20 protein-coding genes and 4 pseudogenes are annotated in these 25,876 nt (G+C 53.4%); 8 read left to right on the top strand and 16 right to left on the bottom strand.

Annotation, left to right across the window (positions count from 1 at the left end):
• Nucleotides 1-51: 51 nt before the first annotated feature.
• Together KO116_RS22330 and KO116_RS22325 are read left to right on the top strand one after the other, a co-directional pair.
• Nucleotides 52-1,914: a copper resistance system multicopper oxidase gene (locus KO116_RS22330; protein WP_035561674.1), complete on the top strand. Its 1,863-nt coding sequence runs from the start codon at nucleotides 52-54 to the stop codon at nucleotides 1,912-1,914.
• 9 nt (nucleotides 1,915-1,923) lie between these two features.
• Nucleotides 1,924-2,694, top strand: coding sequence for a copper resistance protein B (locus KO116_RS22325; protein WP_035561671.1), 771 nt, complete (start codon nucleotides 1,924-1,926; stop codon nucleotides 2,692-2,694).
• 118 nt (nucleotides 2,695-2,812) lie between these two features.
• Here KO116_RS22325 and KO116_RS22320 read toward each other — a convergent pair whose 3' ends face one another.
• Nucleotides 2,813-3,832 (bottom strand): IS30 family transposase, encoded by a 1,020-nt coding sequence (locus tag KO116_RS22320; RefSeq protein ID WP_035565798.1) that lies wholly within the window; start codon nucleotides 3,830-3,832, stop codon nucleotides 2,813-2,815.
• A 93-nt stretch (nucleotides 3,833-3,925) separates the two neighbouring features.
• On the opposite strand from KO116_RS22320, the gene KO116_RS22315 reads away from it, so the two are divergent.
• On the top strand, nucleotides 3,926-4,342 hold the full coding sequence (locus tag KO116_RS22315; RefSeq protein WP_045812317.1) for a hypothetical protein: 417 nt from the start codon (nucleotides 3,926-3,928) through the stop codon (nucleotides 4,340-4,342).
• A 166-nt stretch (nucleotides 4,343-4,508) separates the two neighbouring features.
• On the top strand, nucleotides 4,509-5,675 hold the full coding sequence (locus tag KO116_RS22310) for a DcaP family trimeric outer membrane transporter (protein WP_052703843.1): 1,167 nt from the start codon (nucleotides 4,509-4,511) through the stop codon (nucleotides 5,673-5,675).
• A 143-nt stretch (nucleotides 5,676-5,818) separates the two neighbouring features.
• On the opposite strand, the pseudogene KO116_RS22305 reads toward KO116_RS22310, so the two are convergent.
• The 7 genes and pseudogenes from KO116_RS22305 to KO116_RS22275 form a co-directional block, all read right to left on the bottom strand.
• Nucleotides 5,819-6,037, bottom strand: a pseudogene (locus tag KO116_RS22305) (transposase); the annotation flags it as partial.
• A 233-nt stretch (nucleotides 6,038-6,270) separates the two neighbouring features.
• Nucleotides 6,271-6,600: a four-helix bundle copper-binding protein gene (locus KO116_RS22300; protein WP_035565121.1), complete on the bottom strand. Its 330-nt coding sequence runs from the start codon at nucleotides 6,598-6,600 to the stop codon at nucleotides 6,271-6,273.
• Nucleotides 6,601-7,042: 442 nt separating this feature from the next.
• A pseudogene (locus tag KO116_RS22295) lies at nucleotides 7,043-8,307 on the bottom strand (IS1380 family transposase).
• Between the two features lie 219 nt (nucleotides 8,308-8,526).
• Nucleotides 8,527-8,757, bottom strand: a pseudogene (locus KO116_RS22290) (transposase); the annotation flags it as partial.
• A gap of 250 nt (nucleotides 8,758-9,007) precedes the next feature.
• On the bottom strand, nucleotides 9,008-10,174 hold the full coding sequence (locus KO116_RS22285; protein WP_052703843.1) for a DcaP family trimeric outer membrane transporter: 1,167 nt from the start codon (nucleotides 10,172-10,174) through the stop codon (nucleotides 9,008-9,010).
• Between the two features lie 166 nt (nucleotides 10,175-10,340).
• Nucleotides 10,341-10,757, bottom strand: a complete 417-nt coding sequence (locus tag KO116_RS22280; protein WP_144408650.1) for a hypothetical protein — start codon at nucleotides 10,755-10,757, stop codon at nucleotides 10,341-10,343.
• Nucleotides 10,758-10,858: 101 nt separating this feature from the next.
• Nucleotides 10,859-12,113 (bottom strand): annotated as a pseudogene (locus KO116_RS22275) (ISL3 family transposase).
• A gap of 195 nt (nucleotides 12,114-12,308) precedes the next feature.
• On the opposite strand from KO116_RS22275, the gene KO116_RS22270 reads away from it, so the two are divergent.
• On the top strand, nucleotides 12,309-12,566 hold the full coding sequence (locus tag KO116_RS22270) for a hypothetical protein (protein ID WP_127063332.1): 258 nt from the start codon (nucleotides 12,309-12,311) through the stop codon (nucleotides 12,564-12,566).
• Between the two features lie 7 nt (nucleotides 12,567-12,573).
• On the opposite strand, the gene KO116_RS22265 is transcribed toward KO116_RS22270, so the two are convergent.
• The 8 genes from KO116_RS22265 to KO116_RS22230 form a co-directional block, all read right to left on the bottom strand.
• A complete protein-coding gene (locus KO116_RS22265) occupies nucleotides 12,574-12,843 on the bottom strand; it encodes a hypothetical protein (protein ID WP_127063333.1) in 270 nt (89 codons plus the stop codon).
• A 311-nt stretch (nucleotides 12,844-13,154) separates the two neighbouring features.
• Nucleotides 13,155-13,511 carry a copper-binding protein gene (locus KO116_RS22260; protein WP_035564328.1) on the bottom strand — a complete coding sequence of 119 codons (357 nt, stop codon included), beginning with the start codon at nucleotides 13,509-13,511 and terminating at the stop codon, nucleotides 13,155-13,157.
• Nucleotides 13,508-16,663: an efflux RND transporter permease subunit gene (locus tag KO116_RS22255; RefSeq protein ID WP_045812315.1), complete on the bottom strand. Its 3,156-nt coding sequence runs from the start codon at nucleotides 16,661-16,663 to the stop codon at nucleotides 13,508-13,510. Before KO116_RS22255 ends, KO116_RS22260 begins: the two co-directional genes overlap by 4 nt.
• A complete protein-coding gene (locus KO116_RS22250) occupies nucleotides 16,660-18,117 on the bottom strand; it encodes an efflux RND transporter periplasmic adaptor subunit (RefSeq protein WP_035564331.1) in 1,458 nt (485 codons plus the stop codon). The genes KO116_RS22255 and KO116_RS22250 overlap by 4 nt, the downstream gene beginning before the upstream one ends.
• A complete protein-coding gene (locus KO116_RS22245; RefSeq protein WP_035564332.1) occupies nucleotides 18,114-19,367 on the bottom strand; it encodes a TolC family protein in 1,254 nt (417 codons plus the stop codon). Before KO116_RS22245 ends, KO116_RS22250 begins: the two co-directional genes overlap by 4 nt.
• 99 nt (nucleotides 19,368-19,466) lie before the next feature.
• Entirely contained in the window at nucleotides 19,467-19,820 is a 354-nt protein-coding gene (locus KO116_RS25220) for a hypothetical protein (protein ID WP_144408649.1), read from the bottom strand.
• A 71-nt stretch (nucleotides 19,821-19,891) separates the two neighbouring features.
• Nucleotides 19,892-20,908 carry an IS30 family transposase gene (locus KO116_RS22235; RefSeq protein WP_035565389.1) on the bottom strand — a complete coding sequence of 339 codons (1,017 nt, stop codon included), beginning with the start codon at nucleotides 20,906-20,908 and terminating at the stop codon, nucleotides 19,892-19,894.
• Nucleotides 20,909-21,217: 309 nt separating this feature from the next.
• Nucleotides 21,218-21,940: a cytochrome c biogenesis CcdA family protein gene (locus KO116_RS22230; RefSeq protein ID WP_035563023.1), complete on the bottom strand. Its 723-nt coding sequence runs from the start codon at nucleotides 21,938-21,940 to the stop codon at nucleotides 21,218-21,220.
• A 247-nt stretch (nucleotides 21,941-22,187) separates the two neighbouring features.
• Between KO116_RS22230 and KO116_RS22225 the strand changes: the two genes are divergently transcribed.
• From KO116_RS22225 to KO116_RS22215, 3 genes are all read left to right on the top strand, one after another.
• Nucleotides 22,188-22,817: a peroxiredoxin gene (locus KO116_RS22225; RefSeq protein ID WP_035563020.1), complete on the top strand. Its 630-nt coding sequence runs from the start codon at nucleotides 22,188-22,190 to the stop codon at nucleotides 22,815-22,817.
• Nucleotides 22,818-22,903: 86 nt separating this feature from the next.
• The gene (locus KO116_RS22220; protein ID WP_035563017.1) at nucleotides 22,904-23,311 is read left to right on the top strand and encodes a heavy metal-responsive transcriptional regulator; all 408 of its coding nucleotides are present in this window, start codon (nucleotides 22,904-22,906) and stop codon (nucleotides 23,309-23,311) included.
• An 80-nt stretch (nucleotides 23,312-23,391) separates the two neighbouring features.
• Nucleotides 23,392-25,866 carry a heavy metal translocating P-type ATPase gene (locus tag KO116_RS22215; protein ID WP_035563015.1) on the top strand — a complete coding sequence of 825 codons (2,475 nt, stop codon included), beginning with the start codon at nucleotides 23,392-23,394 and terminating at the stop codon, nucleotides 25,864-25,866.
• The last annotated feature ends 10 nt before the right edge of the window (nucleotides 25,867-25,876 follow it).

Here is a 25,876-nt window from a genome sequence, read left to right as displayed (position 1 = left end):
TTCAGGTTCTTCCATCAAGATGGTGCCATTCATCATTGATGGGAGTTACACATGGCACGCTCAAGCATTATTTCTCACCCGCTTTCTCGCCGGCAAGTCCTAAAAGGCGGTGCTGCCTTAGGGTTAGGTTCCGCTGCCGCAATGGGACTAACTCCCGCCTGGGCAAGCCCCTGGGGCCGTACGAATGTCTATGCACAGGGCGTCGAAGAAGGGCCCGAGATATCACTCGCTATCCGCCGTGAATCCATTCCGATTGACGGACAAGAAGCCCACCCAATTACCATTAACGGTACCAGTCCTGGCCCGCTGATTCGTTTGAAAGAAGGTCAAGACGCCGTACTGCGTGTCACCAACCTGCTGGACGAGTCCACCTCCATCCACTGGCATGGTCTTATTCTACCGCCGGAAATGGATGGTGTGCCTGGTGTCAGTTTTGCCGGTATCGCCCCTGGTGAAACTTTTACCTATCGTTTCCCTGTCAGGCAGAACGGTACCTACTGGTACCACAGCCACTCCGGCTTGCAGGAACAGCTCGGCCACGCCGGGCCGTTGATAATTGACGCCGCCGAGCGCGAACCCATCCGCTACGACCGTGAGCATGTGCTACTGCTCACCGACTGGACCTTTGAAGACCCCATGTCGGTATTTCGTAATCTGAAAACCATGGAAGGCTATTACAACTTCCAAGAGCGCACGATTGCTGATTTTTTCGCCGATGTTCGCGAAAAGGGTTTCTCACAAACCGCCGAGATGCGCGGTATGTGGGCCAAAATGCGCATGAGTTCTCGGGATATCGCCGATGTGACCGGCAGTACTTATACCTACCTGCTTAACGGTCACTCCCCCCAAGAAAACTGGAATGCGCTGTTCAAGGCTGGTGAGCGGGTACGACTACGCGTGATTAACGGGTCGGCGATGTCATACTTTGATGTACGTATACCTGGTTTGAAGATGACCGTCGTTGCTGCCGATGGCCAGCCAGTGCAACCCGTGCCTGTTGATGAGTTCCGTATTGGCGTGGCGGAAACGTACGATGTGCTTGTTTCACCAGAAGATGATCGAGCCTATACCATCTTCGCCGAATCCATGGATCGCAGCGGCTACGCTCGCGCTACCTTGGCACCGCGTGAAGGCATGCAGGCGGAGATTCCCAAGCGCCGCCAAATTGCCGACCGCGGCATGGAAGCCATGGGCGCTCATGGCATGGGTGACATGGAAGGCATGGAAGGCATGGATCATTCAGGCATGTCGAATATGGAAGGTATGGATCACTCCAATATGCCGGGAATGAGCGGTGACGATGCTGGTATGGAAGGCATGGATCACTCTAATATGGAGGGGATGGATCACTCCAACATGGAGGGCATGGATCATTCTAATATGGGCGGCATGTCGGGCGAGCAGGCGAAAGTCGGCGAAAACGGCATTCTCATTGCCGGTGAAGCCCAGCCCGGCTCTCGCTACGACCAGGCGGGCATCGGCATTGATCCTGACGAACGACGCGTATTGGTTTACCGGGATCTCAAAGCGTTCACACCATGGCCTGATCGCCGTGAGCCAGGCCGTGAGCTTGAGCTGCACCTGACCGGCAATATGGAGCGTTATATGTGGTCGTTCGACGGTAAGAAGTTTAGCGAAGTGACCGGCCCTATTCATTTTGAGAAAGATGAGCGGCTGCGCCTAATTCTGATTAACGACACCATGATGGAGCATCCTATCCACCTCCACGGCATGTGGATGGAGCTGGAAAACGGCCAGGGTGAATTGATTCCGCGCAAACACACCTTGAACGTGAAGCCCGGCGAGCGCGTGTCTGCGCTGATCACTGCAGACGCCGAGGGCAGTTGGGCGTTCCACTGCCACCTTCTCTATCACATGGATGCCGGCATGTTCCGCGTTGTTCAGGTTTCTTAAGGAGGCAGTATGAAAACCAAGCACTACTTAACCCTCGCCAGCGCCGCCCTCGGCATGGCCGCCGCCACGACTGCTCAAGCCGAAGACGGCTATGACGCCCCGGCCGGCTGGCCGTCACCGGTCGTGGAGCACCCGATGACCACGGTACGGGTCGATCGCTTGGAATATGCTTCGCCCGACAAGGGGGGGGATGCCTTGGTCTGGGATTTCCAGGCCTGGTATGGCGGTGATTTCAATCGCCTATACGTGGAAGGCGAAGGCGAAAACGTCCAGGGCGATGGCGAAGATGCAGAATTCGAGTCCCTCAACCTGCTTTATAGTCGTTTGATTGCCGACTTCTGGGAACTTCAGGGCGGCATCGGTTATCAGGGCGGTATCGCTACGAATGACTATCCCGAACGCTATTTCGGCGTCATCAGCCTATTGGGGCTCGCCCCCTATCGCTTCGAGACCGATCTCGACTTGATGATAAGCGATGAAGGCGATATCTCCGCCAGCCTGGAAAGCGAGTACGATCTGCGCCTGACTCAGCGGCTCTACCTACAGCCGCGTACCGAAATTGCCGTAGCTGCCAGCGAAGTTAAGGAGTTTGGTGTGGGTGAGGGCCTTAACTCAGTGCGTGTCGGCATGCGCCTGGGCTACGAAGTGACCAGACGCTTTGCGCCTTACGTGGGTGCTTACTGGGTAAAAGAGTATGGCGATACCGCCGACCTATCTCGTGCTGGTGGGAATAATACCGAAGATACCGGCGTGGTGGCAGGTGTCAGGTTAATGTTTTAAATCGTTAAGCACTCTATAACTTGCGCCACCGGAAGGTGGCGTTTTTTTTGCTAAAAAACCACTAAATTCAGCTTCAATTCATACTCTAAGGTGGCGGTCTCAAGTTCCAAGCGCAACGCTATTGAAGGGTGCTCGGGCCAGCGACCGATTTCTTGAGCACCTCGGCGTAAACTTCCAGCGGCGTGCGCCAGTCCAGTGTCTTGCGCGGCCGCGTGTTCAGTGAGTCGGCGATCTCGTCGAGCTCTTCCTGGCTGTAGACCGACAGATCCGTGCCCTTCGGCAAGTATTGCCGCAACAGTCCGTTGGTGTTCTCGTTGGAGCCCCGCTGCCATGGGCTATGCGGGTCAGCGAAGTAGATTGCCGTACCGGTTTTCTGCGTGATCTCGGCATGCTTCACCATCTCTCTGCCCTGGTCGTAGGTCATGGACAGACGCAGGGCTCGTGGCACTTCATTGAGCTTGTCGCTGAAGCCAACGGCCGCCGCGGTGGCCGTGGTGCCATCCATCTTCGCCAGGATCACCAAGCGCGTGGTGCGCTCCACCAGCGTACCGACGGCGGAGCGATTGTTGGCACCGATGATGAGATCGCCCTCCCAATGGCCAGGCATCAGGCGGTCTTCGATCTCAGGCGGCCGCATATGGATGCTAACGAGCTCGGGAATCTGCTGGCGTCGATCCTTGCCACGGCTACGTGGCCGACGCTTGCCGTTGCCCTGCCGCAGGCAGGCGATGAGCTCTTTCTTGAGGCTGCCACGGGGCATCACATAGAGCGCGTTGTAGATGGCCTCATGCGAGACCTGTCGACGTGATTCGTTAGGAGACATGCGCTTCAGTGTGCGGGCTATCTGTTCCGGTGACCAGTACTTGCGCAGCAGGTAGACCACCAGCTCGAAGAGCTCGCCGTCGGGATGCAGCTTGGGACGCTGACGTGGCCGATGCCGCGTCAGGCGAGCCCGGTAGCCCGCCAAGCCGGCATCGTAGCCCTTGATGGGGTCGACCGTGTGGCGAGCGAGTTCTCGCGACACGGTGCTCGGTGCACGGCCCAGATGAGTGGCGATGGATCGGATTGAATGAGTCGCTCGCATCATCATGATGGCGGCTCGGTCTTCAGCAGTGAGATGGCGATAGCAGTAAGTCATAGCAACACCGTACCTGATGGGTCACGTGTTGCACTTGCTCATTGAGACCGCCGGTTATTATTAAATTGTAAATAACCAACGGAGTAAACCACCATGAAATTTAAAGCAATTATTTTTGGCGCAACGGTAGCAACTATACTATCTACACCTGTCTTGGCTAGCTTAGGTAACACCTCTCAAGGCGCTCCGACGCTTGAAAGAGGCGTATCTTCTACGCTGATTCTTGCACAAGGGCACTCGAAGCGTTTCAATATTAATATTGAACAAGCGACTACCCTCCAAGTGACAAGTGAACATTTTCCGGGCATTACAAGCACTGGCAACCGCATTTCAGCTGTTCTTTATAATGAGGCGGGACAGCAGGTAGCAGAAGCTTCCAGCCCACGGGGGCACTTCGAACTTATTCGTCAGCTGCAACCTGGAAATTATCAGCTTGAGGTGAGTGGTAGCTCATTGGGAGGTAATAACCAAAGTGACAGTAACCGTTATGAACTACATGTCGCCTATTGATATCCTTTAGTCTTGACATGAATTAAGAAGGTCAGCCATGAGCTGACCTTTTTTATGAAAAACTAGTATCTCGGCAAACAAATTCAGCTTTAATTCAGGAATTTTCGCTAACCTTATAGTGCCGCAATCGGCGTAAAAACAAACCAATTCATAAAGAGGTGTCATCATGTGGAATAACAAGAAGATTCCCTTGGTCAGCATGACGGTTATGGCCTTGGCAATCGGCTCGACGTATGTTTCGGCCCTGGAAACCCAAGTGGGAGAAACCACCGTGGGGCTGTATGGTTACGCTAGGCTCAATATGGCCTACAGCTTCGATCAAGATGCCGGATCGGCTAACGAAGGTTACTTTGGAGATATCGAAAGGTCGGAAGATAAGGTCGGAGATCAGTTCCAGGCATCTGCCACACAGAGCCGTATCGGCTTTCGGACCAGTACGCCTGTCGAGGGGAGCACGCTTTACACCGTAATCGAAGGGGACTTCTGGTCCTATAATGATGATAATTCGCGCTTCAGATTACGGCATGCCTATGGTTCCTGGAATGGGATCCTTGCCGGACAGACCTGGTCGAATTACAACACCTTCGTCGCCGCCACGCCCACACTGGATTTCCTCGGCACGGCGGGAAGCAATGGCTATGGGTCGCGCCTAGCCCAGTTGCGCTACACCATGGGAGGATTCTCGATAGCTGCGGAGGATCCAAAGGCACAGCTGGCGGAGAACATCGATGGCTCCGTGCCAGAAGATGATTTGCTACCGGATAATGACGATGCCGTATCATCGATGCCCGCGTTGAGCCTGCGCTATGAAGATAGTATGGGTGACTTTTCCTACTCAATCGCCGGCATCGCCCGGCAGCTGAAGTACGATACCGGAAGCGAAAAGGATACGGAAATGGGCTATGGGGCCTTCGCCGCAGGTGCCTACCATGCCGGACCGGTGACCTTGAGAGCGATCGTGAACGCCAGCGAGGGGGCGAACAGTTACCTCTATCTGTCTGGCGATTACTTCAACGGTGCCGATGCCTACGTCGATACCAACGGTAAGCTGCAAACGCTATCTGGCGATGGCGGAGCCCTTGGTCTTTCTTATCAAATATCACCACAGTATTCACTGAACGCGTCCCATGGCTATACCGATGTCGAATTGGGCGACCCTACCGTAGGTGGGAATGCAGGTAGAAAGAACAAGAATACATTTCTTAATCTGATGTGGACTCCCAACGAACGCTTGATGTACGGAATTGAGTACGGCTACTTCGAAACGGAGTTGGCCGATGGCCGTGAAGAAGATGCGAGCCGTGTGATGGTGGCTGCCCAGTATAGTTTCTAGGGTGAGTTAGTAGCATAGCAGAGAAGCTGTTTTGATCGATTGCTTGGGCGTATGCCCAAGCTTTTTTATGGTTCTTCGTCACTTCATGTGGGGCCTGATCGAACAGGCGACCCACAATACCACTGTCACTAAACTGAATAAGAAAGATCAGTCGCGTCGGGAACACTTTTGATGACCAAATCGATACAGATGAAGTCGCGCATGGCCTGGCTGTCATAGATGGCATCTTCAAGCGCTTCGTCGACCAGTGCATACCATTGCTGAAGGAAGTAGATCCGCAACATCTGTCCCAGGAACCGTTCCCGGCGGGTGACCTTCTTATTGTTCTGGTGCTCAGCCTGAGCAAACGAGATCTGTTTCATCGAGAACTCTGGCGGGTAGTGGAAAACTGTATTTTGCCCTGCCGGTGGCACTTAGGCAGCAACGGTCGTATTTATGCAGTGTTTCCTTAAAAGAGGCTCGCAGTAGGCTTGCTTCTACTAGAGTTTATTTCAAAATAATTACCTCAATAATTTGAAAGCCTGAGTTAAAGCAAATGAATTTCTCCATAGAAGTTCACGTCGAGCCGGAGCGCTCGCCCCGGCTGGCTTAGAGCTTAGCTGGCCATTGCGGCACATTCTTCAGCGCAGCGGTGACAAGCTTGGGCACACTCTTGGCAGTGGGATGCATCATGTTTTTCACACTCATCACCACATTTCTTACAAATGTCGGCACATAGACGGCAGATCTCGTGCGCAAACTCACTTTCTTGTGCCATAAATGAGGCGGCTAACCGACAAATTTGAGCACATTGCATGTTAAGGCGAATACATTCCGCCATCATTTTTACGTTGTCTTCTTTTAGACACTCAGTTGCACACTTGTCGCAATAAGCAGCGCATATGTGACAAGCTTCAATGCAGTTTTCGTATTTTTTGAAGTCCATCTCGGTTCTCCATTTATTAAATCAAATTTTATTTACCATAGTTCTTGCTTGGCATAATAAAGCTAGAACAACCTAAAAGATAAATCAAGGAAAGGGAACCTGGTAACTAATCAAAAAATATAAAAATAAACCAGGTAGCTGTGCGTTACTTGCCGTAATTTTTATTATTCAGCTAGGATTCAGGAAGGCCTACTATAATAAATTTTTTGTCAAAAAAACACTGAAACGTTCGCTGCGCTTGTAAGTTACCTCGCCACGAGCTCCTAATTAAAGCAATTAGTCCGGATTTCTCATAGCCTCTCAGCCAGTACCGAACTCAGGCTGTCACACCGCTAAACATCTACTGGCTAGACTTACATTGGCTACTTTTTAATCACTTTCCGTCGTTCAGACACACTTCCCCCTTCCCCCCATTGCGTCGGGCCGGGGGGCGCCCGAGCAGTCAGTTCGGCACCAACCGCCTGACGAGGTTGGATAGCGCCGTTTTATAAGGATAGCTGTCACTCATCAGCACTCGGATGCGGCACGTATTGCGGATGATGACCGCCCCCACTTTGATGAGCTTGAGCCTCAGGTTGCTCGGGCTCATGCGCGCGAAGGACGTTTTCTTCAGGTAAGTCCGTAACCGCTCGAACAGCGTATAGGCGAAGCCTGACAAGATTAGCCGCATCAGCCGCCACTGATTGGCCCACCAGTGCGTACTGGAGGTCCGGTCAGCGAACAGGCTCAGTTGTTGATCTTTGATTCAGTTTTCCATGTTGTCTCGAGCAAGTACTGCGCGTAGTAAAGCTTGAAGCTGTCATCGTAACGGGAACTGATGATAAACCGGGGGTTGGAGCCCAGCTCGCTCTCTTCTAGACGAGCCACCACTCAGCGTGGGCATTGCCAGGAGTGGGCTTGATACGGGAAGCGGAACGTCCCTGCCACTTTTTCTCCCACCTGCCATTGGGTTTTGCGTACCAGCATCATGGGCACATCCACTTCCTTGAGCAGTCGGTTGTTCTTGGCGATTCCCACGATGTAGTCGACGTGATGCCGATCGCACCAGTTCAGCATCTGGGGACGACAAAAGTGGCTATCACCTCGTAACACGATACGGGTATCAGGCCAATATTGACGGATAAAGCGTACCAGTAGTGAGAGGATGGTCCAGCTATGGCGGCTGTCGCTTCGGTCACTGGTGCGCAGATAGCTCACCAGTAAGTGGCGACCACAGAAGACATACAGCGGGAAGTAGCAATGGTGGTCGTAGTAGCCGTTGAAGAACTTGCCCGGCTGCTCGCCGTGAACCGGGATATCAGTACCATCAAAGTCCAGCACGATTTCTGTCGGTGGCTCCTCGTGCTGCTCGATGAAGTGGTGCCACAGCACCTCATGGGCCTTCACTATTGCTTGCCAATCGGCGTGCTGTTCCACCCGGCACAGCGTCGACTTGCCCGCCAGCGCCTCCACTTCACCGAGCGCCGTCTGAAGCGCCTGGTCATAACGTAGGGCCTCATGGTCGTTGAAATCTTCGTAGCCAGCAGCGACACCGAACACCCGCTGACGAACCAGAGTGTCGAGCTTATGACGAATCTGTTCCGGTGCGCGGGGATCATGAAGCACGGCGGCCAAGCGGCGTGTCAGGCGATACTGTTTATCGACTTCACGAAGCAGGAGTAATCCGGCGTCTGACGTAATGTGGCCCCCAGAGAAGTCGGCTTCAATTTGGCGGCGTGAGAATGGCTAGAAGGTGAGCTTTTCAGGTACCATTTTGGAAGCGGCTGTTGGTGTTTGATGGATTGGTTAGGTTCTTGAAATCATAGCTCTTTCAGCCGCTTTCTTTTATACCCTGTGAGAAAACCGGGCTAGAGTAATTAACATAAAAATTAAATCTATTAATTTTTGGAACGCTAGCAGCCAGCATTTTTTCGGTTCTTCGTTACTTCATGTGGATTTAGCCTGATCGAATAGGCGGCCCGCCGGGCTGCCAATCAGATAGATCATGGCGATGAAGTTAGCCTCGTTCCGATAGCCACGTGCGCGTGACCGAGCCGCCTGAAAAAGGCCGTTCATCCCTTCCAGTCTTGCGTTCGTCAGTCCCGAGTGCCAGCGCCTAACCACTGCTTCCGCGTGCCGCTCAAGTGTCGCCAAGGCCTTTCCCATCGGCTTCAGTAGTGACTTTTCAGAAACCGCCGCTTGCATAACTTTGAGACAGCCAGGCCATGCGCGACTTCATCTGTATCGATTTGGTCATCAAGAGTGTTCCCGACGCGACTGATCTTTCTTATTCAGTTTAGTGACAGTGGTATTGTGGGTCGCCTGTTCGATCAGGCCCCACATGAAGTGACGAAGAACCATAAAAAAGCTTGGGCATACGCCCAAGCAATCGATCAAAACAGCTTCTCTGCTATGCTACTAACTCACCCTAGAAACTATACTGGGCAGCCACCATCACACGGCTCGCATCTTCTTCACGGCCATCGGCCAACTCCGTTTCGAAATAGCCGTACTCAATTCCGTACATCAAGCGTTCGTTGGGAGTCCACATCAGATTAAGAAATGTATTCTTGTTCTTTCTACCTGCATTCCCACCTACGGTAGGGTCGCCCAATTCGACATCGGTATAGCCATGGGACGCGTTCAGTGAATACTGTGGTGATATTTGATAAGAAAGACCAAGGGCTCCGCCATCGCCAGATAGCGTTTGCAGTTTGCCGTTGGTATCAACGTAGGCATCGGCACCGTTGAAGTAATCGCCAGACAGATAGAGGTAACTGTTCGCCCCCTCGCTGGCGTTCACGATCGCTCTCAAGGTCACCGGTCCGGCATGATAGGCGCCTGCGGCGAAGGCCCCATAGCCCATTTCCGTATCCTTTTCGCTTCCGGTATCGTACTTCAGCTGCCGGGCGATGCCGGCGATTGAGTAGGAAAAGTCACCCATACTATCTTCATAGCGCAGGCTCAACGCGGGCATCGATGATACGGCATCGTCATTATCCGGTAGCAAATCATCTTCTGGCACGGAGCCATCGATGTTCTCCGCCAGCTGTGCCTTTGGATCCTCCGCAGCTATCGAGAATCCTCCCATGGTGTAGCGCAACTGGGCTAGGCGCGACCCATAGCCATTGCTTCCCGCCGTGCCGAGGAAATCCAGTGTGGGCGTGGCGGCGACGAAGGTGTTGTAATTCGACCAGGTCTGTCCGGCAAGGATCCCATTCCAGGAACCATAGGCATGCCGTAATCTGAAGCGCGAATTATCATCATTATAGGACCAGAAGTCCCCTTCGATTACGGTGTAAAGCGTGCTCCCCTCGACAGGCGTACTGGTCCGAAAGCCGATACGGCTCTGTGTGGCAGATGCCTGGAACTGATCTCCGACCTTATCTTCCGACCTTTCGATATCTCCAAAGTAACCTTCGTTAGCCGATCCGGCATCTTGATCGAAGCTGTAGGCCATATTGAGCCTAGCGTAACCATACAGCCCCACGGTGGTTTCTCCCACTTGGGTTTCCAGGGCCGAAACATACGTCGAGCCGATTGCCAAGGCCATAACCGTCATGCTGACCAAGGGAATCTTCTTGTTATTCCACATGATGACACCTCTTTATGAATTGTCTTGTTATTACGCCGATTGCGGCACTATAAAGTTAGCGAAAATTCCTGAATTAAAGCTGAATTTGTTTGCCGAGATACTAGTTTTTCATAAAAAAGGTCAGCTCATGGCTGACCTTCTTAATTCATGTCAAGACTAAAGGATATCAATAGGCGACATGTAGTTCATAACGGTTACTGTCACTTTGGTTATTACCTCCCAATGAGCTACCACTCACCTCAAGCTGATAATTTCCAGGTTGCAGCTGACGAATAAGTTCGAAGTGCCCCCGTGGGCTGGAAGCTTCTGCTACCTGCTGTCCCGCCTCATTATAAAGAACAGCTGAAATGCGGTTGCCAGTGCTTGTAATGCCCGGAAAATGTTCACTTGTCACTTGGAGGGTAGTCGCTTGTTCAATATTAATATTGAAACGCTTCGAGTGCCCCTGAGCAAGCATCTGTGTAGAAGATACGCCTCTTTCTAGTAAGGGAAGATTCTGTGTTGTATTGCCTAAGCTCGCTAATACAGGTGTAGAGAGGATACTTGCTACTACTGCACTAAAAACAATTGCTTTAATTTTCATGGTGGTTTACTCCGTTGGTTATTTACAATTTAATAATAACCTTAGAGTATGAATTGAAGCTGAATTTAGTGGTTTTTTAGCAAAAAAAGTTCTTCGTCACTTCATGTGGATTTAGCCTGATCGAATAGGCGGCCCGCCGGGCTGCCAATCAGATAGATCATGGCGATGAAGTTAGCCTCGTTCCGATAGCCACGTGCGCGTGACCGAGCCGCCTGAAACAGGCCGTTCATCCCTTCCAGTCTTGCGTTCGTCAGTCCCGAGTGCCAGCGCCTAACCACTGCTTCCGCGTGCCGCTCAAGTGTCACCAAGGCCTTTCCCATCGGCTTCAGTAGTGACTTTTCAGAAACCGCCGCTTGCATAACTTTGAGGTAGTTCGTGATGCGCCACCGAGCCGCTCTGGGCGTTGGGGCCTTCTGGATCCAGCGTAGCTTTTCCTTGATTATCCAGGCATCGGCCGTGGCGCTCTGATCGGCTACCAACTCCTGGAGCGCCGCCAACTGTTTAGGTCTCAGGTTCTCGTTGTCCAGATTTTTCAGCAGTGCCCAGCGCAGCGATTTAGGGTGTTCCTGCTCGCGGCGCTCTTTCTTGCGGACCTCGTCCAGCCGCTTGGTAAAGGTCTGCACGATATGGAACCAGTCGACCGTTACCTCTGCCTTGGGAAGGTGCTTGGTGATGCCGCTAAGGAAGGCGGGCGACATGTCGCAGACTACCTCGACCACATTGTCCGTATTGCCGCCATGGGTTGTCAGGAAGGCGCTAAATGCTTGGATGGCATCCTTGCCGCAGCCTGGAACAGCGAAGATCACCGGTGCCTGCTTGCACTGCATGTCGAGGAATACCGGGACATAGCGATGGCCGCGCCGGGACGCGGTTTCGTACACGCCGACCGTCGCCACCCGGGACAGATCCAGTTCCCCCAGCATTCGGCCTACGTAGTGATGCACGATGCGCCATAGTCGTTTGTCGGAAATCTCCAACTGGCGAGACGGCCAGCACCGGCATCTCTTTGACCAGTGACATGGCCGCTTGCTCAAACAGCAGGGTGAAGTCGCTGCCCGGCCGCGCCCAGGGCACTTCTATGCGTTTGACGCCATGTTCAGGACACTTCGTGCGAGGCACGCGAGCATGCAGGTAACAGTGATGCTGAAAGAAGTTCAAATGCCGCCAGGTTTTGTCGGCAAAGTCGTGAGCTTGACAGGCCTTACCGCACTCCGGACAGGGGTAGAGACTACCGCGCTCCGCCTCGACATAGAGATCCAGTCGGTGGGGCGACACGGCGGTATCCAGGTGCTGGTTCTTGAGGATCCAGGGCGCTTCCAAGCCCAGGCCGAGAGTCAGAATTTGGGTGCCGTCCATGTCATACCTACTGTCGTTGTGGAGACTATATTCTGGCCTAGCTCAGGGCATGAATTCCACACTCAGCGTCGAAGAGCCATTTTTTCAACATCTGTATGGGCTAACTTCGGGAATACAACCCAGGATCTGCCCTTACTAGAAAGAGGAGTGTCTTCTACACAGCTGCTTGCCCAGGGGCAACCCAAGCGTTTCAATATGAACATTGAACAAGCGACTACGCTGAAAGTGGATAGTGATCACTTTCCAGGCTTTACCAGTACTGGCAACCGTATTTCAGCTGTTCTACTCAACGAGGTAGGACAGCAAGAAGCAGAAGCTTCTAGCACACGGGGGCACTTCGAACTTGTTAGTCAGCTACAACCGGGGAAATACCAGATTGATGTGACAGGTAGCTCAAGGGGAGGTGCTAAGAAAAATGATAATAACAGCTATGAACTGCATGTTACCTACTAATTATTAACTACCAGCGAATGCCGTCCCCCACATCATGGAACAAATCTTCCGGTTTATAGCTGACTACATTTGATGAGCTTCCAGTAATTTTTTCCATAAACCTCTGATCCGACTGACGATTTCCTTTATCGTATAAAAGATCATTTTTAGTAAACGCATCAGTTCTCAACGAAGTCTGAGATTGTGGCTTAACAATTACCGCATGCCCTGCAGAGCAATCTTTGTTTAGCTCTATTGAGTTATTGGCGAACACCAGCGGGCTTGCAGTGATACCCATGCAAAGACCTACTAAGCACATTTTTTCGCTAGATTATTAAATAACATAACTATCTCCTTATTTTACCTATAGCCGCCTTATATTTAAACGTTACAGTAACGTTAATTTTAAGCGCCGTTTTTCTCACACCACTCTGTGCTCTGAAATTCAAAATCATTAAATTTTTTATAAAAAAATTAATTACCATTGATATCAATGGCAGGTTAAATACATTAACAAGCAATGGCGGTGTAGTTTTTTGTCTAACCAAATTGCATCTTTCTAAAAGCTGCTGAGTGGCCACCCCTTAGCGGTGGTCATTCGGCATTGTTCTAATCGCTGTTAATTGAGGTAATCACCGAATCCATGCCCTTGGACGTGAATTCAAACTCGACCTCATCGCCTTCCTTGAGATTCATAAGCTGCTCAGGCGTAGCCTTGAACCCCATTGTCATGGCCGGCCATTCGAGCTCTGGCACCGGACCATGAGCAATGGTAACGGTTCCTTTCTCCATATTTATCTTACGTATGGTGCCGGCAGCCTTGGCTATCTCAGCTGCAGCGTCGTTCTGATCCATCTGCATGTTATCCATCGCAGTATCCTGATCGTGCTCCATCGCGTTCATGTCGCCAGCAAAAGCGGCAGGAGCTATCGCGAGGGTTATCATTAATGCGAGTTTGGTTCTCATCGTGTTTCTCCAGAGGTTGGATGGGTTAGGTGAATAGATCGGCGTCTCATCAATAGATAAGCCGCTGGGAGGACAAACAAAGACAGTAGTGGGGCAGTGATCATCCCTCCGACCATAGGCGCAGCGATGCGGCTCATAATCTCGCTTCCGGTTCCACTCCCTAGCAGTATCGGTAGCAAACCGGCGATAATAACTGCCACGGTCATCACCTTAGGCCGAACGCGCTGCACGGCTCCCTCACGGATCGCCCCAAAAAGTGCTGGTTCGTCAAAATGACCGGCTTTATTGCGCTCGACCCAGGCGTTGGTCAGATACAACAACATAATCACACCAAACTCAGCAGAGACTCCAGCCAGAGCAATGAAGCCGATACCCGTGGCGACCGATAAATTGTAATCGAGCAAATACAGTATCCAGACCCCGCCTGTAAGGGCGAACGGAAGGGTAGCCAGAATCAATAGCGCTTCGCTAAAGCGTTTAAATATCAAATAAAGCAACACGAAGATGATGACTATCGTTGCTGGCACCACCAGTTTGAGTTTCGCGTTGGCTCGTTCCATGAATTCAAATTGGCCTGAATAACGAATACTCATGCCGGACTCGAGCTCTATTTCATCATTGATCTTGGCACGAATATCTTTCACTACCGTGGCCATGTCTCGGTCGCGAACGTCGACATAGACCCAGCCTGTCAGGCGGGCGTTTTCGCTCTTCAACATGGGCGGGCCGTCGGTGACCTTGATTTGCGCCACGGTGCCTAATGTGATCTGGCTGCCTTGAGGAGTATAGATAGGCAAATTGCGCAGGTCGTCCAGTGAGTCACGCCATTCGCGCGGATAGCGCAGGCTGATCGGATAGCGCGCCAGTCCTTCTACGGTTTCACCAATATTCGCGCCACCAACCGCACCAGCAACGATGGATTGAACGTCGGAGATGTTCAGCCCGTAACGTGCTGCTGAGCTGCGTTCAATGTCGACATCAATGTAACGCCCGCCCGTGAGGCGTTCAGCGACTGCGGAACTTACCCCTGGGATAGTCTGGGCGATCCGTTCCACTGACTGGGTGATTTTATCGATTTGCACCAGATCCGAGCCGTATACTTTGACACCTATGGGGCTTTTTATACCGGTGGCAAGCATATCAATGCGGTTACGGATTGGTGGAATCCACAAGTTAGCCAGACCCGGAACCTGCACCGCCTGGTCCAGCTCAATCATCAGTTTTTCCGGTGTCATGCCCGGTCGCCACTGGTCTTTCGGTTTGAACTGGATAGTGGTCTCGAACATAGTTAACGGCGCTGGGTCGGTCGCGGTATCAGCGCGGCCGGCCTTGCCGAATACCCGCTCAACTTCCGGCACCGACTTGATCATCCGATCAGTCTGTTGCAACAGCTCCGAGGCCTTCTGAACCGAAAGGCTCGGTAACGCTGTTGGCATATAGAGCAAGTCTCCCTCGTCAAGCGGCGGTAAGAACTCTCCGCCGAGTCGCGAGGCCGGCCAAAGAACAGTCAGAAACACTAGCAATGCTACCAGCAATGTGGACTTCGGCCATCGCAATACCGCTTCAAGGGGCGGCTGGTAGATCCAGATCAGTCCACGGTTGATCGGGTTGCGATGCTCATCCGGAATTTTGCCGCGAATCCAGTAGCCCATCAGAACCGGGACCAATGTAATCGAAAGGCCCGCTGCTGCTGCCATGGCATAGGTTTTGGTGAAAGCTAATGGGCCGAACAACCGCCCCTCCTGGGCTTCCAGCGTAAAGACCGGAATGAACGAGAGGGTGATGATCAACAGGCTGAAAAACAGTGCCGGCCCCACTTCAATCGACGCATCAGTAATGACTTTCCAGTGCGCTTCACCCTTAAGCACCTTGTCTGGGTGCTTCTTGTGCCAGGCTTCGATGTGCTTGTGTGCATTCTCAATCATCACGATAGCCGCATCGACCATCGCGCCGATGGCGATGGCGATCCCGCCCAACGACATAATATTGGCGTTGACCCCTTGGCGCTGCATAATGATAAAGGCGATAAGGATGCCCACCGGTAGCGAAACAATCGCTACCAGCGAAGAACGAAAATGCCAAAGAAAAATCAGGCAAACCAGTGCAACTATGATGAACTCTTCAAGCAGCTTGTAACTAAGATTCTTCACTGCGCTGTCTATCAGGGTGCTGCGGTCGTAGGTGGTGACGATCTCCACCCCGTCAGGCAGGCTCTTCTTCAGCTCCTGCAATTTGTCCTTCACCGCCGTGATGGTTTCGCGGGCGTTCTTGCCGCTGCGCAGAATTACCACGCCGCCAACTACTTCACCTTCGCCGTTGAGTTCGGCAATGCCGCGGCGCATCTCCGGGCCTAACTGGACATGCGCTACATCGCCCAACGTAACCGGCACACCGCTACTCTCCAGGCGTAATGGGATGTCGCGAAAATCATTAAGAGACTCCAAATAGCCTGAGGCGCGCACCATGAACTCGCTCTCACCCATCTCCAGCACACTACCGCCCGTTTCGCGATTGGCCGCGTCAATTGCCTGGGTAACCTGTTGCTGCGTCACTTTGCGATTAGCCATACGCACCGGATCAAGCACCACTTGGTACTGTTTGACCATTCCGCCGATTGGTGCCACCTCGGCAACATTCGGCAGTGTCTTCAGCTCATAGCGCAGAAACCAATCCTGTAATGAGCGCAATTGCGAAAGGTCATGGGCGCCGGTGCGATCGACCAGTGCGTACTGGAAAATCCAGCCTACCCCCGTCGCATCAGGCCCTAGCGTTGGGGCAACACCAGCCGGCAGCCGGCTTTGTACCTGACTTAAATATTCAAGCACTCGGGAGCGAGCCCAGTACAGATCGGTATCGTCGTCAAACAATACATAGACGTAGCTATCACCGAAGAATGAGTAGCCCCGCACCGTTTTGGCCCCAGGCACCGATAGCATGGTGGTTGTCAACGGGTAAGTAACCTGATTCTCAACGATCTGTGGCGCCTGCCCAGCATAGGGCGTACGGATAATGACCTGCACATCAGAGAGATCCGGTAGTGCATCAACCGCCGTGTTCTGTACTGACCAAATGCCCCATGCCACAGAAAAAAGCGTGGCAAGTAGCACCAGAAAACGGTTGACGACCGACCAACGGATGATTGCTGCGATCATAACTGGCCTCCCAGTTTTTCGATTCGCTTAATCACCAGCCCTTCATCACTTTCGCTAACGCCTACACGCACCCTGTCGTCCTGAGCCAGGTCTTGCAGCAAAGACTCCTCTGCGATTGGAAAAGACATTGTCATACCTGGCATATTAAGTGTTTTGAAGGGGCCGTGAGATAGCACAATCGCACCCTCTTCCAAAGTAATGATGGTACCTTCAGCCTCGTGCAATGCAGGCTCAGGAGCCGATACTGGCTGATTCATTTGGGTAGTTAACCCGCGCAGACTGGCTTCTGAGTCAAGCAGGAACTGACCAGAAGCGACTACCTGCTGATTTTCCTCCAGCCCTTCAAGCACTTCTGTTTTACCACCAGCTTCACGGCCAGTTCGTACTTCTATCGGGCGATATTTACCTTCTCCTTCAGTCACCATGACAAGAGTACGCCGACCGGTGCGGATCACAGCCTCGGTGGGCAAGACCAGTGCCATCTCATCGCTGCGGGTCAACGTTACTTCAGCGGTCATGCCAGGGCGCAGACGTTGCTCAGGATTAGGCAGCTCAATTCGGACTCGTACTGTTCGGCTGTCCAGGTTGGCTTCTGATAAGATAGTCTCAATCGTTCCTTGCAACGCTTCACCTGGAAACGCTGGAAGCCTAGCTTCGACAGGTTGACCCATTGCCAATACGCTCATCTGAGACTCGGGCACCGCTACTTCAAGCCAGACGGTTTCCAAGCCGTTGATGCGCGCCAGCGGCGCGCCAGCAGGCAACGTCATACCTTCGCGCACCTCAAGCGTTCGCAGCACGCCGCTGATGGGGCTACTGACGGTCCATACTGATATCGCTTTTGCACCACGTTCCAGTTGCGTAATGTACTCAGCCGGCATACCTGCCAGGCGCATTCGTTGGTGAGCTGCCTCTAAAAGTTGTGGCTCGTCCAAACTGCGCAGGGCGAGATACTCCTCCTGTGCAGCGACCCACGCAGGCACCAGAAAATCGGCCAACGGTGCCCCTTTTTCCACTACGTCTTCCGGCGCTAGGCCATAAACCCGCTCGACGAAACCGCCGCTACGCGCCTGAACTATGGCAACATCACGCTCATCAAATGTCAGGATTCCAGCCGCGGTAACAATCTCACTGACAGACTCACGCGTTACGGTAGCTACACGCATCCCCAGGTTCTGCATAATGCCAGGGTCGATTGACATGGAGGCGCCATCGCCACCTTCATCGGCATAACGAGGCACCAAATCCATATCCATGAAGGGCGATGGACCAGGCTCGTCGAAGCGCTGCTGGGGATACATGGGGTCGTACCAGTACAGCACTTCTTTATCTTGCTGTTCGTCTGCCTGAGCGTGAGCGGGCAACGTCGCCAACGAAAGTCCGACAAGGCCTGTAAATCCAAGAACCCTGGGCCAGCCGATCAGCAACGCTCGTCGCTTGATTTTGAATATCATGGCTGGTTATCTCCGAAAGCGAAATGTAGGCGAGCATTGGTTAACGAGCGATCCCGAGCCAAATCAACGCGGCGCAAGCGGGTTTCAACCAGCTCTTGCCGAGCACTGATGACGGCCATGAGTTCACCGCTACCGGCACGATAATCCGCCATAGCTAGTCGCACCTTCTCTTCAGCCAGCGGCAGCAAAGCCTGCTCAAGCCGAGCCAAGCTTTGAACAAGCCGCTGGTATTCAGCCAGATCAGTTGCCAATGATTGGTTGTACCTACGCAACACTGCCTCTCGTTCTGCTTCAAGCTGGGCCAGACGAGAGCGTTCAGAATCAATAATGGGATCTTGACGTGAACCGGAAAATACGGGTAGATCAAAATTGACGCTGAGGCTAACCATATCGCCGAAATCACGACCGCGCCGCTGGTAATCCACGCCCCAGCCCCAATCAGGAGTTTTCTCAGCGACGGCTTCAGCAATTTCAGCCTGTGCCTGACGCGTCATCGGATTGAATGCCAGCAACTGCGGATGCCGTTCCAGGTTGTACTGGTAATGAGCTAAATCGTCCTGCCATTGTGGCCAGCCACCGGTCAGTGGCTGGCTGGCGGCCGGGCCAATCCAGCGGCTTAGTGCGGCCCGGGCTGCTGTTTCGTTGCGCCGTAACAAGTCCTCCTGATCCGCTAGCAATACAGCTTCCTGTTTCGGCAGTATGCTGTCAGCTAGCTGACCACGTCCTCCGGCAAGCCGCGCTGTTACTGCTCGGGAAAACAGTTCGTTTTCAGCATAAAGCTGTTTGAACAGGGCCAGCTTGCGCTCGATCGCTAAGGTAGTGATCCAGGCGTCTGCTGTTTCCTGGCGTACCTGAAGAAGCTCAATGGCCTGCTCCGCATCAGCGACCGTCGCAGCAGCATCCGCTGCATCAATTCGTGCCCGGCGCTTATCACGGTTAGGGACTTCCTGCATTACACCGACCATCTGCATGGTCATCGGCTCATTGCCAAGCTCCCAGCGTGATTCGCCTTCAATGGGAGTGTTTTGCAGTCCTAATCTCAACTTGGGATCCGGCAGTTCTCCGGCGGGGATGGCCGCACTGCGTGTCGCCTGCTGATTGGCCGCTTGAGCAGCCAACGAAGGAGCTTCACGCTCAGCCAAATTCAAGGCTTGCTCCAAAGTAAGTGCGACTGACAACCCAGGAAAGCCAAGCGAGCTGACGAATAGGGCGGCCGTGCACGCACGAAGCCAATTGATTCGGTATTTCATGGTGATTGATTCCGTTTATGTTCCAGCGCGAACCAAAGGCACGCGATGACCATCCGAAAGCTTCAGGGGCGCCGGATGATATTCATTACATAATAGGAATCAGCTGCGGGGAGGATGCCAAACGGCATCTGGTGCGAGGGACCGCACAAAATTTATTGCCAACACAAGAGGGAGCTGGCTGGGCGAAAACGGCAGGCTTTTGATAACAGCTACCTGGAGCAGGCTGCTGGTTTTACATTCCTTGCCGCTCTTGCAGTCGGCAAAGTCATCTCGTTCGTGCTGCGAACAGCATTCATGCTCGGTGTCCCCCGAGAAACTAGACTCCGGGGTAACGTAAACATTCGAATGATCCATGGAGAAAGAACCGGTCATCATAAGGGTTTGCGCCGTTCCCGTTACGGGAAGTGCAAAACTCAAAATAAATACAATAAAAAACCGGGTATATAATTTCATAGTCGGGCATTCTATTGAAAAAAGACTCATATAACAAGACTTGGCGGATGCAGACACTGAGTGCAACACCGTCAATGTATAGATGACAGGGCCTCATGGTACTTCGCCATCTGCTCGCTCATCACCTCAATAGGGCACTTGAAGTCGAAGCGCTTTCGGGGGCGCATGTTCAACTCAAGTGCGATCTCATCCAGTTCTTGCTGGGTATAGACCGATAGATCCGTTCCCTTGGGCAAGTACTGCCGTATGAGACCATTGATATTTTCGTTGGCGCCTCTCTGCCACGGACTATGTGGGTCGCAAAAATAAATGGCAATACCGGTATTCTGGGTAATCTTGGCGTGCTGCGTCATCTCGCGCCCCTGGTCATACGTCATGCTCTTCCGCGCAGCCAATGGCATCCGGTTCAGCGCAGCGCTAAAGCCTTCCACGGCCGAGGTGGCGGTCGCATCGTTCATCTTCGCCAGGATCAGGTAACCGCTTTTCAGTTCTACCAGGGTTCCGACAGCCGATGCGTTGCCCTTGCCTTTGATCAGGTCGCCTTCCCAGTGCCCGGGAAATTCACGTTTCTCTACCTCGGGAGGGCGGAGGTGGATGCTGACCATATCAGGAATCTGGTTGCGTCGATCAACTTGCCCACGTCGGGGCTTACGGGTGGATTTTCCTTGCCGCAAGCAGTGAATCAGTTCCTTTCGCAGCTCACCGACGGGCAACGCGTAGATAGCACTGTAGATCGTTTCACGGCAGACGTAGGCGTCTCGGAGGTCAGGGATATTCATATTCCTGAGCTTGCCGCTAACCTGCTCGGGTGACAAGCGCCGACGCAGCATGTACTGAATCAGTGCGAACCGAGGGCTGCCCGGAAACAGTTTTCGCCTTGGTCGACAATTGTCTCGGCGGTCATGACGGCGCTGTTGCGCGTGTGACGGGCGGTAATGGCCATCGGACGATCCATTGCGCCGTATCTCTCGACTGATCGTCGCCGGGGACCGCTCAAGCAGGGCTGCTATCTTCCTGATGCTCAAGCCTTGTGCGAGGCTGACTTGGATCGTCGCACGCTCTTCTATGCAAAGTTCAGAATATGACATGGGGTCAACACCTTACCGGTTTGGTCAGGTGTTGCACTCAGAATTTGCGGCCAAGCTTCCTAAATGATCGCGCAGCAATAATCACGCTTTATTTCAGTATTTTGCAGTGCATTTAGGGCATTTTCACAAAGGCTTTCAGGAAAATTAAATCTATAAAATAAAAAACAAAAAAGATACAAAACTTTGGTAAAAAAAGTTAAAGGTAATGCAGAAAAAAGAGCTATTAAATAGTCATTAATGGTAATGTAAATGTTATAAGCACCTCGCTAAGAGCCTCATTTTGGAGAAACTAAACAACTTACAATTAGCCTACCCCAAGGTTGCCAGGGAGGGGAAAAGGTCGACCATGATACTGGAAAGCCGTGTCATATACCCCGTAACGATGGCGATGCCCATCAGGATCACAATCGTGCCCGCCACGGGGCGAGCATAGGCGCTCCACCTTCCTAGGCTTTGCCGATGCAGAGCGAATCGGTTAATCAGTAAAGTGCTGGCAAGAAAAGGTAGCGCTAGGCCAGCCGAGTAGGCACTGAGATATATCATTCCAGCCTGAGCACTAGCAGCGTTGGACGTGGCCATCAGGATGGCGCCCAGGATGGGGCCGATACAAGGCGTCCAACCGATGGCAAAAGAGATCCCGAACACAGTCGCCGACAGCGGGGAGCCACCCTGGACATTGGGGGTGAACTGAAAGGTACGCTGGAAAAGCGGCAACCGGAACACGCCGGTCATGAAGAGGCCCAGCACGATCACCGCCGAGCCGGCAACCCAGTTGAATTCTTGACGATACCCTCGCATCAGTTGCCCGATACTACTGGCGCCGAGCCCGAGTAGGATGAACACGATGCTGAAGCCGAAGACGAAGAAGGCACTGAGGGTCAATGCCTCTAACCGCCTGTCGGCTTTACCGGCACTACCGCCTGTGACCACCGACAGGTAGGCCGGTAACAGGGGCAGCGTGCAGGGCGAGAAGAAGGAGACCAATCCGCCGATAAAGGCGCCGACCAAGCCGATGGAAGAGAGAGATTCCAATGTGTTATCGCAACTTAAGTTATGGAGACAGCCAACAAGGGTATTGATACCAATCCCATGGTGCTACCTCCTATCATGTCCATTTTAGCGCCATAAGAATTTTAAGGCTTACAGCTACTTTAAGGTCAACCTTTATTGGCAAATTATTTGTCTCCTACCGAACTGCAAATATTACACATCAGGCTTGACCTTAAAGTTGACTTCAAAGTTATGGTGGCTACTCAATGAATGACATGAGGACATTTCCATGGCGCTACAACTGGGCGAGACAGCACCAAACTTCACGATCGAATCCACGCAAGGCACGGTCAACTTTCACCAATGGCTTGACGACAGCTGGGCGGTGCTGTTCTCGCACCCCGCTGATTTTACGCCAGTATGCACCACAGAACTGGGCGCGTTTGCCAAGCGAAAGCTCGAATTCACCCAGCGGGGAGCCAAGCTGGTTGGGGTTTCGGTGGATCCACTTAGCTCTCACCACGACTGGGCGAGGGATATTGAACAGACTCAGGGCGCAGCTCTGAACTACCCCTTGCTGGCTGACGAAGATCAGGTGGTGGCGAAGCTGTATGGAATGATTCACCCGAAAGCCGATCCTAAACTGACGGTGCGTACGGTCTTCATCATCGATTCTGACAAGAAAATTCGTCTCACTTTGACGTATCCGCCCAGCACTGGACGTAATGTCGACGAGATACTGCGGGTTCTTGATTCGCTGCAGTTAACCGACAAACACAAAGTGGCCACGCCCGTTGACTGGCAAAACGGTGACGATGTCATCATCTCGCCATCGCTATCAAATGATGACGCCAAGCAACACTTTCCCGAAGGTTGGAACACTAAGACGCCCTACCTTAGGGTCGTGCGCCAACCGTAGCAATAGGAGCCTTGGCCAGTGTATGGAGCATATCAACTGAGTCAGGCTATTGGACGTTCAGACTAGCAATGTCGTGAGGAAGCGTCATGCAAACACTAAGTATCGGCGAGCTTGCCGAACGAAGTGGAGTCGCTAGCCAGGCGATTCGATTCTACGAAAAAGAGAAACTTATGCCTCCTCCGAGGAGGACCGATGCCAACTATCGGCGTTACCCATTAGAAGCCGTGGATCGGTTGCAGTTTATCGTTCATGCCAAGCAGTGGGGCTTCACGCTACAAGAGATTCGGGAGCTGTTAATGCTTCAGGATGCTAATGGCGACCGGGCACAAGCTAAACGCATCGCCGGCGAGAAGCTGCATAAAGTGCGCGAGCAGATCAAACACCTCACGCGGATTGAAGCCGTATTATCGAAAACATTGAGTGAGTGTGCAGGCGAAGGGCCTATGCAGGAAGGCTGCCCGATTGTTGAAGCTATCGCTGAGCAGACTGAATGATTGGGCACTTTCTCGACAGCGAACATGGAAATCAAGTTTGCCTATCGGGTCGTCGATAAATTAACAGGGAGATCGTCATTATGACGCAACACGTCGACATCGAGATTCGTGGTATGTCCTGTGCTTCCTGTGTTGGGCGTGTGGAGCGTGCACTCAGCCAGCAGCCAGGCGTGATCAACGCTCAAGTAAACCTCGCCACACAGAAGGCGGCTATCCAGGTCGAAGCAGGTACCGCAACCGCTAACCTACTCAATGCCATTGAAACGGCGGGCTATCAACCGGTGGTAGAAAGCCTCGACATACCCGTCACCGGTATGAGTTGCGGATCTTGTGTCTCTCGGATTGAGCGAACGCTAACGAAGCTGCCCGGCATAGTGGAGGTGAGTGTTAACCTCGCCACCCAGAAAGCCTTCGTTCGTTTCCTGCCGGGAGTCGTTTCGCTACCGCGAATTCAGCATGCCATCCGCGAGGCAGGCTATGAACCACAGGATACCGATACGCCGCCACCGACGGACAGCGAGGACCGGGAGAGAGCTGAGCTTCGCCGCCGAGTCGTGCTCGCGGCAATATTCACGATTCCGGTGGTCATCATCGCCATGGGGAAAATGATTCCCGCCTTTGACACGCTTTTGACGAGTCTAATGCCGCATCGCGGCTGGATGGGCGTCGAGTGGTTATTGGCCACACCGGTGCAGTTCTATGCTGGTGCACGCTTCTATCGCGTCGGCTTCGCCGAACTCCGGCATTTTAATCCGGGCATGAACAGCCTCGTTATGATCGGATCGAGCGCTGCCTATTTCTATTCGGTCGCCGCCCTGCTGGTGCCCGGACTCTTTCCCGTCGGAACCGCCGTGAGCTATTTCGAAGCGGCGGCGGTGATCGTGACGTTAATTCTGCTCGGTCGCTATTTTGAACACATTGCCAAGGGCCGCACCTCCGAAGCTATCAAGAAGCTTCTGCAATTACAGGCGAAAACTGCCCGCGTCATCCGTGAGGATGAAACCGTCGAGCTGCCTATCGACGCCGTCGTCACGGGCGATCGTATTTTGGTTCGCCCAGGGGAGCGTGTTCCAGTCGATGGCATCGTTGAGGAGGGCCACTCCTACGTTGATGAGTCGATGATCAGCGGTGAGCCAGTGCCGGTCGTCAAACAGAAGGATTCCGAAGTCGTCGGTGGCACCATCAACAAGAACGGTGCACTTACCTTTCGCGCCACGCGGGTGGGTGCGGACACCGTGCTGTCGCAGATCGTCAGGATGGTGGAAGCGGCGCAGGCCGAGAAGCCACCGATTCAGCAACTGGCCGACAGGATCGCCGGGGTGTTCGTGCCCGTGGTCATCGCCATCGCCATGGTCACCTTCGGGGTGTGGTTCGCCGTCGGGCCGGCGCCGGCCCTTTCCTTCGCCTTCGTCACCACGGTGAGCGTGCTGCTGATCGCCTGCCCCTGCGCGATGGGCCTGGCTACCCCAACGGCCATCATGGTCAGTACCGGGAAAGGGGCCGAGATGGGAGTGCTATTTCGCAAAGGGGCGGCGCTTGAGACGCTGGCCAAGATGAATACGGTGGTGCTGGACAAGACCGGCACTTTGACCCAGGGGCGCCCCGAACTGACCGACTTCGAAGCAATTAACGGTCATGAAAACGACGTGCTGCGACTGGTCGCGGCGGTGGAAGCTCAAAGCGAGCACCCCATCGCTGAGGCTATTGTGCAGGGCGCCAAGACCCGTGGGCTGGAATTACCCCCTGTCAGTCGCTTTAGTGCCGAGCCTGGCTACGGCATTGAAGCCGAGGTCGACGGCCACTTGGTACATGTAGGGGCTGATCGTTACATGCGTCGGCTGGAAATCGACCTCGGCCAGGCAGAAACACGCGCCAAGGTGTTGGCCGAGAACGCCAAGAGCCCGCTCTATGCCGCGGTAGACGGTCAGCTTGCTGCAGTCATCGCGGTGGCGGATCCCCTCAAGGAGGGCTCTGCCGACGCTATCGCAGCACTCAAAGCGCAAGGGCTGGAAGTGGCCATGCTCACCGGCGATAACCGTGCCACTGCCGATGCTATCGCCCGACAGGTTGGCATCCAGCAGGTTCTCGCCGAGGTGCTGCCCGACCAGAAAGCGGCAGAGATCCGGCGTCTCCAAGCGGAGGGCAAGCGTGTCGCTTTTGTGGGAGATGGAATCAATGATGCTCCCGCGTTAGCGCAGGCCGACGTGGGCATTGCGATCGGTACTGGTACCGATATCGCCATCGAGTCTGGCGATGTGGTGCTGATGAGTGGCGATTTGCGAGGCATCGTCAATGCCACAGCGCTCTCCAAGCGTACCCACCGGACCATTATCGGCAATTTCGTTTGGGCCTATGGCTACAACGTAGCACTAATCCCCGTGGCGGCGGGCGTGCTCTATCCGTTCATCGGCGTATTGCTCAGCCCCATGCTGGCGGCGGCGGCCATGAGCGTTTCCAGTGTTTTTGTGCTGACTAACTCGTTGCGGCTACGCCGTTTCACATCGGATACCGGCAATGCCACATCACGTCCAAACGATGCTGTTCATCGCGCCTAAACCAAACACC

The organism is Halomonas sp. KO116, from assembly GCF_000734975.2.
Classification (GTDB): Bacteria; Pseudomonadota; Gammaproteobacteria; order Pseudomonadales; family Halomonadaceae; genus Vreelandella; species Vreelandella glaciei.
Note: the sequence above shows the minus strand (reverse complement) of the source record. Positions and strands in the feature narration are given on the sequence as shown.